Genomic DNA, 10,300 nt, shown 5'->3' on the forward strand with positions numbered 1-10,300 from the left:
TAAAAGAGAAAATTTATGAAATTAGTATTATCACCGGCCAAATCATTGGATTTTGAAAGTCAATTACCAACAGATACCTCTTCACAGCCCCGTTTTTTAAAGCAATCCGAACGATTAAATAAAGTACTTCGGAAAAAATCGGCCAAAAGTTTGTCGAAACTTATGAGTATTTCAGATGCTTTAGGACAGTTGAATTACGAGCGCAATCAATCTTGGGAATTGCCGTTCTCCAGTGCTAATGCCAGACCGGCAATTTACGCCTTTAGTGGAGACGTTTACCGCGGATTGGATGCCTACACTATTCCTGAAGATAAAATGGAGGTATTGCAAGATAAAGTGCGTATTTTATCAGGACTTTATGGACTGTTAAGACCAAGCGATCTCATACAACCCTATCGCCTGGAAATGGGAACGAAAATGCCTGTCGGAAAATATAAAAACTTATACGACTTTTGGAAAAAAGATGTCGTTAAGGCCTTGAATGATGAACTGCATGATGGTGAATTATTTTTAAATTTGGCCAGTAATGAGTATTTCAAAGCCATAGATACAAAAGCCTTAAAAGTGCCTGTAGTTACCCCCCACTTTAAGGACTTTAAAAATGGAGAATACAAGACCATTATGACCTACGCTAAATTAGCTCGGGGGTACATGGCGCGTTATATTGTAGATACCAATGCCAATACCCTGGATGATGTTAAAGGCTTTAATTATGAGGGGTACCACTTCAGCGAACCACTGTCAAGTGATACAGAATTGGTTTTCATAAGGTAAATTCTATTTGGCCTGCGCTTTAGACCCCACATTAATTTTAGTTTCAACAGAAGGTTTTTTCTTGATTCTTGGCCGTCTTACGCCAAATGTACCTCGATGAATTTTCCCGCGTTTTGTTTTTTTATCTCCTTTTCCCATAAATTCTCATATTTTAGTTCTCAATAAGATAAGAAATTTTATTAAAAAAGTCAAAATCAATGTTTATTCATCGGCATCCATACCCTCCCTTTATAAGGTCTGATACCAAAAAGTTAATCGTCGGGACATTACCACCACCACGATTTTCCACCGGTGAACTTCTTGACAAGGATGTCGATTTTTGTTACGGCAGTTATTACAATTCCTTATGGCTTTATTTGGATGTCATTTACGGCTTGACATTGCGTTATGATAATTCGCAGGAAGCTATAGATGAGCGTAAACAGTTCTTAATGGAACATAACATAGGAGTGTGCGATATCGTTGAGCGCTGTGAGCGGGAAAAGATAGACGCTTCCGACTTTGGAATGCAAAATGTTAAATTACGCGATCTCATAGGTTATATAAAACAGTACCCTTCCATTGAGACCCTTCTGTTTACCGGAGGGAATAGTAAAAATGGGCCGGAATATTTTTTTAGAAAACATATTAAGGCATACCACCTACCATTAGAGTTGGTTTCAGACGACATACCCAGAATACATAAATTTTATTTACCAGTCGAATCCAAAGGTCGGGAGACAGCATTTCAGAGAGAAATTAGAACCGTCTCTTTAACCTCAGCCTCGGGAAGTGCCAATCGTGCTATTGGTAGTCTACCATTGTACAAACAATTGAAAGCAAAACACCCGGATTTCAATACTTTTGATTTTAGAGTGATGCAGTATCGGAATTTTTTTTAATACTTTTCCGGAATAAAGGTTTGATAATCCATTGGAGGACGAACATAGGCTTGATTATCGGGCAAATCGGGTAATTCTATGGGCTCAATCTTCATTTTATTATAGGGGATCTTGCTCAATACATGACTTATACAATTTAAACGCGCTTTTTTCTTATTGTCTGAATTCACCACATACCAGGGAACTTGCTTGGTATCCGTATGCGCGAACATGGCATCTTTGGCTTTAGAATACTCTAACCATCTGGACCGTGATTCCAAATCCATTTCACTGAATTTCCAACGTTTCAAAGGATTTTTAATCCGATTTTTAAATCGTTTTTCCTGTTCCTCGTCACTAACGGAAAACCAATATTTTAAAAGAATAATGCCAGATCTCACCAACATACGTTCAAATTCGGGACATGAGCGTAAAAACTCCCTGTATTCCTCATCGGTGCAAAAGCCCATAACCTTTTCCACTCCGGCTCTGTTATACCAACTGCGATCAAAAAGTACAATTTGCCCGCTATGGGGTAAATGTTCAACATACCTTTGAAAATACCATTGGGTCCTTTCTTTTTCTGTGGGGACCCCTAAGGCTACAACTTTGCACACTCTTGGGTTTAAGGGTTCCGTAAATCGCTTTATGGTACCACCTTTACCTGAAGCATCCCTCCCTTCAAAGAGGATAACCACCTTTAATCCCTGTTGCTTAACCCATTCTTGAAGATGGACTAATTCGACATGAAGTTTTGCTAATTCTTTATCGTAATTGAAGTTTTCCTTATGGGATGGGCTGGTATTCGTGGATTTCATGTCCACCAAGTTAATAAAAAAACAAAACCAAACAGAATAATATTTTAGTTAATAATCAAGAAACCGATGAATTATCAGCATTGTAAAAAAATTTATAATAATGCATTTTTATGGAAATCATAGAAGCCCATTTTTAAGAATGCCATACTATACAGCATGTTTATCTGTCCCAGGTTATTCTTTGATAATCTTTATGGTTTGATCGTAACTCCTATTGGTAATTTTAATAAAATAAATACCTTGTGCCAAATGGCTATTGCTTAAGGAAATGGACGTTCTTCCGGCCTTTAATTGTGCTGTTGAGACTTCTTTGCCAAGAGGGTCCAACAGATATAATTTGGCATCCGCCTCCAGGGGTTGAGGCAATGAAATGGTAACGGCACTTTTAAACGGATTGGGGTAGGCCATACCTTTTTCAACGGTGTCTTCGGGAGTAGATAAAATGGAACTCAATTGATATACCACCTTGTAAGAATCAAACCAAAAGGGGTTGGCTCCTCCATTGGATTCGTCTCTATCCCAAGCTTGTCCGCGGATTTGATTATAAACGGTTTGACCGTCAATAGTAGTATAGGAATAAAAGGTTTTGATGGACTTTACCCATGCTGCCGGCGTAAGGCTTTTGTCCCAAAACTCTTCCTCGGTATCCAACAATAACTCAGCAAAGTAATTGTATTGTGTTTGTCTCCAGTTCTCCCAATTACTACCGGTATATTTTTCAAACAGGATGTAATCAATCTCATCAAAGCCATTCAATGTGTAAGTCGCTCTGTAATTATCCACAGGGGTCATCCCGTTATACGTATACGCATTAAATCCTGTTAACAGGCCCTTGGTGTAGGAGTACGTAATTAAGCTCGAATAGTCATAATCATTGGTCATGGTATTCCAATTGTCTGTTCTTACCTCGGATATCGTATTATCAGGATTAAAACTGTAAACATTGCGACTATAGGGCGTCCATGTCATGTTTAGGTATTGACTTATATTTATCACATTGATATTGCCATTTATGTAGGAGTATTCACTTAATGTGGAGGACTGATATTGACTGCCATCATAAATTTGGGATTCTGAAGTTTCCAGATTGTTGTCCACATTATAGGTGTTATAATTTGAAAAGAGGGCATCCAGTCCGAAGTTCCGATAGGTTTTGAATAGCCTTCCACTCGTGTGTGTTTATTGCCACCATTGTCGTAAAATAATTCATTTCTGGAAACATTCACCAGAACCGAAGCATTATTGGGCGACGCCGGGTCTTTTTGGTAATAATCTTCCTGGTCTATTCTGATATTTTCGTATTGGGCGTTAGCAAATGGTGTCCACACAAGGACCAATACCAAAAAGCCTGAAGTAAAAATTTTCATAATCTCTTTTATTTGGATAAGTGATTCAGGCTATGGAGATGGGATGGTTTAGATTTAGACTTTAAATAGATCAACCCGTTTTACATATGTAACAGAGTATATAATATAAGTAACAATTAAAAAATGAGCGCCAAAACAAATGCTTTGACGCCCGAGATTTGAGGACTTAAATTTTTAATGAGGCATAGTGTATACTACAGATGTAAATATACATTGAATTTTACGTATTACGAAATACCATTTAAACAAAAGGATTGGCCTTAAATAATGAAAATTTAAAAAGGATTAAAAAGGACATCATGCCACGGCATGAGGTTCAAATGTATTTGAGCAATAGGGCGTCTATTAATTGATTTGATACAAAATAATGGTATTGTTATCGCCTTGGGTAACAAATTCTAATTTTCTGTCTCGGTCAATATCATCCAAATCTATTAACGAATTACCGTATACCGGAAAATTGGGTATAGGTTCATTTTGACTGTCAAATAAATACACTTTTTGTGATTGGAAATCGGTAAGCGTAACATAAATTTTATCGTAGATGTAGAATAGTTTTGGAGGCGAGTAGTTGCCATAATCCAGTGCTCTGGTCGTACCTCTAATAGAGAGTTCGTTGTCGTTTTGAGTGACTAAGGTTTTAGAAGAGGTATAAATATGATGGCGTTCCGATAGTTTTAAATCTTGAATGGCCGTATTGCCTCTAACATCTATGGTTATAAGTTTGCCGTCATCCGAGGTTGTTGTAAACTTATTTTTGTACAAATAAATCGCCTCTTCAGAATAGGTATTATTGGTTTTTGGGACCACCCTATCTTTCCCGGTACGATTTAATATATGAAGTTTGTTCCTGGTTTTAATAGTGAGATAATCCTTATTACCCATTCTAAAATGTTGCGGTTGATGAATAATTACGTCATTAGCTTTTTTAAAGGTGAATCCCGAGACCATTTTTGCCTGGGTATTGTACATCAATACATTTTCCCCCTGAGTGACCAGAAGCCGATAATTCTTGTTTTTATCATAATCAAATACGGATAGGGGTTGCGTGATGTCGTCATTGAACCTGCCTGGAAATGGAGCGACATCCTTACCATTTCTATCCATAACATAAAGTCGGTGAGGCGTTACAAACACCAATTGCAGTCTGCCATTTTTGTAAATGTCGATTTGTTCAATGCGACCCAAAACCGGGCCGTGCAATTGTTTTTTCCAAAGAATTTTGCCTTCATTTGAAATTAAATACAAGTAGTTTCTAACATCCTGAACCACAATTTCTTTTTGTCCGGTTCTGTGATTGGTTACAAATTGAGGGGCATTGAGTAATTCACTATCCAGGGTAATGCTAAACTCTTCATTAACAGATTGTTCTACAGCTTTGGCCTTGCTTTTACCTATCATACCATTAACATGAGCAAAATTGGAGTCGTACACAAATTGTAAGGCGGAGGTTTTATAGTCATCCAACTCCAAATTAAGGGCTTCGGAGAACGATGACGAAATGATCTTTTTTAGTGCCGTGCCGTTGCATACCAGCATCAAAGAAGAGGCACTGCTGAGTTGGTCCCGGGTATCTATAAATGGACCATAATTACTTAGGGTCGTATTGTTTTGATAGTTTACAATAATATTTTGAAGCATGTCTATGGTTTGGGCGAACACAAAAAATGAATCCAATACACAATAGGTGATAAATCCGTTTTGCGTAACAAAGGGGGTAAAGGTGTCAGCAAATAAATGAGGCTGACTAAAACTAAAAATATCAACTTGTCGGTATTGGTCAATTTTAGTTTGTTCTGCCAATAAAGCGTCGTTTGTTGCGATGACATCCATGGCATTTAAAACAACAGCCTGATTTTGGCCTTCATAAATAACACCAACTTCAATAATATTTTCAAATAAATTAGTGGTATTGGCTATGGAATCATTTCCGTTATATCGAATTAAATTGTCCTTAAAAACATAGTAGTCTCCAAATGTAAAACTCATATAGCCATCACTGTTGGACGGTGTAATGTGTTGCATCTGGTTTTGCTGAGGGACGGTATACTTAAATACATTTATTAGTTTTTTTGAAGAATCTGCGGCATTTGTAATACCGTGAAACACCAACTTATTTTGGTTTACATCCATGTCTAATGCCGTATAGTCTGTGAGTCTATTGTAGGACAGAGAGTCGTTGAGAAACAAAGATTTCATAAATGGATGGCCTGGCTTCAGCGTCATCGATAAGGTTTTGTCGGCATTGGTTGTATGGTATATTTTTTCTAATTCATTTTCCGGAGCGGTATTTTGGTAAGCATCATCCAGTGAATTTATTGAAGTAGAGGCTAAAAATACACTGTCGATAACAGTACTGTATACGATTTGATTTTTAAATGTTGATTTAATAACGGATTTACCGTGATATTCCTGTTGTTCTTCGGCATAGTGCTCTAAAGAATCTCGAAGAAATAGGTCTTTGTGATATTTTGTAACGATTGAAAATTCCAGGGTATCCTGAGTATTCAAGCCCAAACCAATCAGCATCTTACCGTTAGGGTTTAATAATTCACAAAAATCCAGTTTGGAGCTAATTACATTGTAGATTCCATTCTTTGAAAATTGATTAACCAAATCATTGTTTTTTAAATTGCTTCTTAAGGTTTCCAAAGATGGGGTCTCTATAATCACCGAAACATTTTCAGGAAGATAATGAAGGAGTTTTGAGGGGTTTGTTTTTGAATTGGTACAGCCTAAAAGTGTAGTTGCTAAAATAACAAAACAAAAAAATCTCATAAATAAATTAGTTTTTGCAAAAGTACATGAATTTTTTCATTAGAACATTTATAAAAGCGAAATGAAAAAAAGGATAGGGACGGGCCTAGTGTGGGCCAAAGTGATATGAGATTTTATAAATTAATGCGTCAAAATTATAGTCATTTATAAAAAGTGAACTGTAGTTACAGGGGTACAAAACCTGCTAAAATTGAAATTTCAATTGTTCAGGCAATAACCTAAACGATTTTCGATGGTATTTGGTGATGCCATATTTCTTTATCGCTTCGCGATGCTCCTTGGTGGGGTAACCTTTGTTTTGTTTCCAATTGTACATTGGAAATTCTTCGTGGATCGTTTCCATATACAAATCCCTGTAGGTTTTGGCTAAAACAGATGCGGCAGCTATGCTCAAAAATTTGGAATCTCCTTTTATTATAGTTTGATGATTAATGTTCTTATAGGGTTTAAACCTATTGCCGTCCACAATTATAAAACCCGGTGTTGGATTAAGTTGCGCTATGGCTTTATGCATGCCCAAAATAGAGGCGTTTAACACATTTATGACGTCAATTTCCTCTTGAAAGATGTGGCTTATACCATAACTAACAGATTCGTCTTCAATAATCGGTTTTAATTGAAAGCGATGCGTTGCAGAAAGTTGTTTGGAATCCTTTAAAAGGGTATTCTTGAAATGGTTTGGTAAAATCACGGCAGCTGCTGTTACCGGACCAGCCAGACAGCCTCTACCTGCCTCGTCTGTTCCACATTCTAAAGGATTGCCCGAGTAGTTTGCTAATAACTTACCGTTCATGACATTACAAATCTATAGGTTTATAATTTAATTAAAAGGGTACAAATTATTTTATTTTTCATATTTGAGAACCTTATCATTAGTAATTCATTAAAATAGGGCTGTATAATTAAAAAATACATAAAAAAGCATAAGGAAAATTGTTATATGTTTAACGGGAAAATAAATGAGCTGTACTTTTTTAAAGTTTTTTTTTGGAATTTAAAGATAATATTTAGATGTTTGTAATCGACTAACTCAAATTAAATATTCGAATTATCATCAGTTGAAGATGGTATATAGAGAAGAAAGCCAGCATAGACATGCTGGCTTTCTTTATTAAAAATAATTCAGGCCATTTATCGTTCAAATAATTACTTTTGTTCCTAAAAATTGGTAAGATTGAAATTTGTGATTGGTTTTGTCGTTGATCCTTAAAAATTAGAAATACTAAATATGGGTTTTATTCTTTCTAAAATACTAACAGAGTCCTATGGTGAATAAGGTAGTATTAATTGGTGTTTTATGGTGTCTGTATGGGGGAGTCTTTGCCCAGGAAGGTCGGAGGTTAAATCCGGAAAGCGGGATTGGTAATTTTGGAAGACAAGATACACTAAGCGCTGCACAAAGAAAAAGCACCGGGATAAAGAACATCAAAAATGAAAATGCTAAAATAGAAGACTACCTTATCATTTCGTATTTAAATGACACCACACATGTCGATACGACTTTAACCATTCAAAAGGAGTATAAATTTAATTATTTAAGAAGGGATAACTTCGGATTAATGCCGTTTTCAAATTTGGGACAAACCTATAATACCCTAACTCAAAACCTCCAAAGCACTGCTTTAATGCCGGTTTTTGGTGCCCGTGCGAGACATTTTAATTATATGGAAATTGAGGATATCAATTACTATAGAGTACCAACACCGTTAACGGAACTATTTTTTAAAACAGCCTTTGAGCAAGGACAATTGGCCGATTCCTTCTTTACGGTAAACACCTCGCCTCGATTTAATTTTTCGATTGCGTATAAGGGTTTAAGGTCCTTAGGGAATTATCAACATCTCTTGACCAGTACGGGGAATTTCAGATTCACTACAAATTATTCAACTAAAAACAACCAATATCATTTTCGAGCCCATATTGTCATGCAGGATCTGCTCAATCAGGAAAATGGTGGATTACGGGATGATATGGTCGAAAATTTTGAAAGTGGCATAGCGGAATTTTTAGATCGATCCCTTTTGGAAGTTAATTTTGAAAATGCAGAAAGTATTTTAAAAGGCAAACGTTTTCATGTGGAACATGCTTATTCTATAATTCGTAAAAAAGATTCCTTATCAAAAAACAACATGAGTATTGGGCATATCATGTCCTTTAAGGATAAGTTTTATGAATTTAGTCAAACCTCTGCAGTCACAGCGTATTTTGGACAAGCTTCAGAAAATTCGATAAAAGACAAAGTGACTCTGGAAAATTTCTATAATCAGTTCTATGTAAGTTATAGTAATGATCTTTTGGGAGATTTACAGTTTAATCTTAATCATAATAATTATAATTACGGTTATAATTCACTTTATCGGGATGTAAAGAATGGGATTGATGTCACTAATCGATTAAAAGGAGATATTGTGTCGGCCGGAGGTAAGTATCATAAGCAATTTAAAGGATTGGAGCTGCACGGCGAATTAGGGTTAAATATCTCAGGTGAATTCGAGGGCAATTTTTTAAATGCCCATGTCGGATTTAAATTAAATGAAGAGGTCTTTGCCAGAGCTTCCATTAATCACAATTCGAAAGTTCCTAATTACAATACATTGCTTTACCAAAGTAAATATGTCCATTACAATTGGGAAAACCATTTTAATAACACAGAATCCCAGCAACTGGCCTTCCAGGTAAAATATAAGGACTTTGCAGATATCACGGTGGATTATACCACCTTAAATGACTACGTCTATTTTGGAGAAGATCAAGGGACAAATAGCATTAAGCCGTTTCAATCGAATGAATCCATTACTTACTTAAGAGTTAAATGGGTTAATGAGTTAAGGGCTGGTAAGTTCGCTTTGCATAATACTGTTTTGTATCAGAACGTGCAAAATGATAATGAGGTGTTTAATGTGCCACAATTTATTACACGAAACACTTTATATTTTTCCAGTCATGTGTTTAAAAAGGCTATGTATTTGCAAACAGGACTAACGCTTAATTATTTTACCAAATACTATATGAATGCATACAGTCCATTACTGGCAGAGTTTTATGTGCAAAGGGACAAAGAATATGGAGGCTTTCCACGACTTGATTTTTTTGTAAATGCAAAAATTCGACAAACCAGAATCTTTTTAAAGGCAGAGCATTTCAATGCGCCTTTTACGGGCTACAATTATTATGCAGCACCGAATACGCCATACAGGGATTTTATTGTGCGGTTCGGCGTAGTATGGAATTTCTTTTTGTAAATCAATTTTATGGTATTGGGCGCGGCCTGTTTGGAACGGTTTACTCCCTGAAGCTTAAAAATGACTATCCTCGGATCTTGACTTCAAATGCGGTCATCCGGGACCTCCTTTTTTATTTATTGCAGAAATTGTATCAGAACGGGATTGTTTTGTTGGAAGAAAATACAAAGGCTTTTAAAAAAAATTTGAATGTAAAATACGCTCTACTAGGCTATTAAGAATAGGGTTTAAAAAAAAGGCAAAAAAAGTCTTGTGAAGCGGTAAAAGGGTTGTATGTTTGCAGCCGCAAAAACGGATACGTTTTGGTTAAGATGTAAATACCTCGGGTATTGGATTTGTTGGGTTTTCGGGTCTGGCGGATTTTTTTTCAAAAAAAGTGAAAAAAGTATTGTGGGGGAATAAAAAGGGTTTTATATTTGCACCCGCAAAAGCGACAAAGTCGTTTTTAGTAAGAAGCAAAG

The 10,300-nt window shown here is 36.2% G+C and carries 9 protein-coding genes; 3 read left to right on the plus strand and 6 right to left on the minus strand.

The features are described 5' to 3' along the window. Positions 1-15: 15 nt before the first annotated feature. On the plus strand, positions 16-774 hold the full coding sequence (gene yaaA, locus MR054_RS15670; protein ID WP_242158752.1) for a peroxide stress protein YaaA: 759 nt from the start codon (positions 16-18) through the stop codon (positions 772-774). Positions 775-777: 3 nt separating this feature from the next. Here the strand turns inward: yaaA and MR054_RS15675 are convergent, their stop codons facing one another. Beyond that, entirely contained in the window at positions 778-912 is a 135-nt protein-coding gene (locus tag MR054_RS15675; protein WP_242082276.1) for a 30S ribosomal protein THX, read from the minus strand. Between the two features lie 59 nt (positions 913-971). Between MR054_RS15675 and MR054_RS15680 the strand changes: the two genes are divergently transcribed. Beyond that, complete coding sequence (locus tag MR054_RS15680; protein WP_242158753.1) at positions 972-1,655, plus strand: uracil-DNA glycosylase family protein; 684 nt, start codon at positions 972-974, stop codon at positions 1,653-1,655. Here the strand turns inward: MR054_RS15680 and ppk2 are convergent. The 5 genes from ppk2 to MR054_RS15705 all read right to left on the minus strand — a co-directional run bounded on the left by ppk2 (position 1,652) and on the right by MR054_RS15705 (position 7,390). After that, positions 1,652-2,452: a polyphosphate kinase 2 gene (gene ppk2, locus MR054_RS15685; protein WP_242158754.1), complete on the minus strand. Its 801-nt coding sequence runs from the start codon at positions 2,450-2,452 to the stop codon at positions 1,652-1,654. The two genes, MR054_RS15680 and ppk2, sit on opposite strands and share 4 nt — an antisense overlap. A gap of 174 nt (positions 2,453-2,626) precedes the next feature. Next, the gene (locus MR054_RS16770) at positions 2,627-3,550 is read right to left on the minus strand and encodes a T9SS type A sorting domain-containing protein (protein ID WP_242158755.1); all 924 of its coding nucleotides are present in this window, start codon (positions 3,548-3,550) and stop codon (positions 2,627-2,629) included. Then, positions 3,481-3,819 (minus strand): hypothetical protein, encoded by a 339-nt coding sequence (locus MR054_RS15695; RefSeq protein WP_242158756.1) that lies wholly within the window; start codon positions 3,817-3,819, stop codon positions 3,481-3,483. The genes MR054_RS16770 and MR054_RS15695 overlap by 70 nt, the downstream gene beginning before the upstream one ends. A 345-nt stretch (positions 3,820-4,164) precedes the next feature. Beyond that, on the minus strand, positions 4,165-6,597 hold the full coding sequence (locus MR054_RS15700; protein ID WP_242158757.1) for a ribonuclease HII: 2,433 nt from the start codon (positions 6,595-6,597) through the stop codon (positions 4,165-4,167). A gap of 184 nt (positions 6,598-6,781) precedes the next feature. Continuing rightward, a complete protein-coding gene (locus MR054_RS15705) occupies positions 6,782-7,390 on the minus strand; it encodes a ribonuclease HII (protein ID WP_242158758.1) in 609 nt (202 codons plus the stop codon). A 472-nt stretch (positions 7,391-7,862) separates the two neighbouring features. Here MR054_RS15705 and MR054_RS15710 point away from each other — a divergent pair, with 472 nt between their 5' ends. Further along, positions 7,863-9,839 carry a putative porin gene (locus MR054_RS15710; protein WP_242158760.1) on the plus strand — a complete coding sequence of 659 codons (1,977 nt, stop codon included), beginning with the start codon at positions 7,863-7,865 and terminating at the stop codon, positions 9,837-9,839. Positions 9,840-10,300 lie beyond the last annotated feature (461 nt).

It is taken from the genome of Aestuariivivens sediminis, from assembly GCF_022662105.1.
Classification (GTDB): Bacteria; Bacteroidota; Bacteroidia; order Flavobacteriales; family Flavobacteriaceae; genus Aestuariivivens; species Aestuariivivens sediminis.

Excerpts from the sequence above, each read along its gene's own strand:
- yaaA (WP_242158752.1), top strand. The coding sequence starts at position 16 with ATGAAATTAGTATTATCACCGGCCAAATCATTGGATTTTGAAAGTCAA.
- MR054_RS15675 (WP_242082276.1), bottom strand. The coding sequence starts at position 912 with ATGGGAAAAGGAGATAAAAAAACAAAACGCGGGAAAATTCATCGAGGT.
- MR054_RS15680 (WP_242158753.1), top strand. The coding sequence starts at position 972 with ATGTTTATTCATCGGCATCCATACCCTCCCTTTATAAGGTCTGATACC.
- ppk2 (WP_242158754.1), bottom strand. The coding sequence starts at position 2,452 with ATGAAATCCACGAATACCAGCCCATCCCATAAGGAAAACTTCAATTAC.
- MR054_RS15695 (WP_242158756.1), bottom strand. The coding sequence starts at position 3,819 with ATGAAAATTTTTACTTCAGGCTTTTTGGTATTGGTCCTTGTGTGGACA.
- MR054_RS15700 (WP_242158757.1), bottom strand. The coding sequence starts at position 6,597 with ATGAGATTTTTTTGTTTTGTTATTTTAGCAACTACACTTTTAGGCTGT.
- MR054_RS15705 (WP_242158758.1), bottom strand. The coding sequence starts at position 7,390 with ATGAACGGTAAGTTATTAGCAAACTACTCGGGCAATCCTTTAGAATGT.
- MR054_RS15710 (WP_242158760.1), top strand. The coding sequence starts at position 7,863 with ATGGTGAATAAGGTAGTATTAATTGGTGTTTTATGGTGTCTGTATGGG.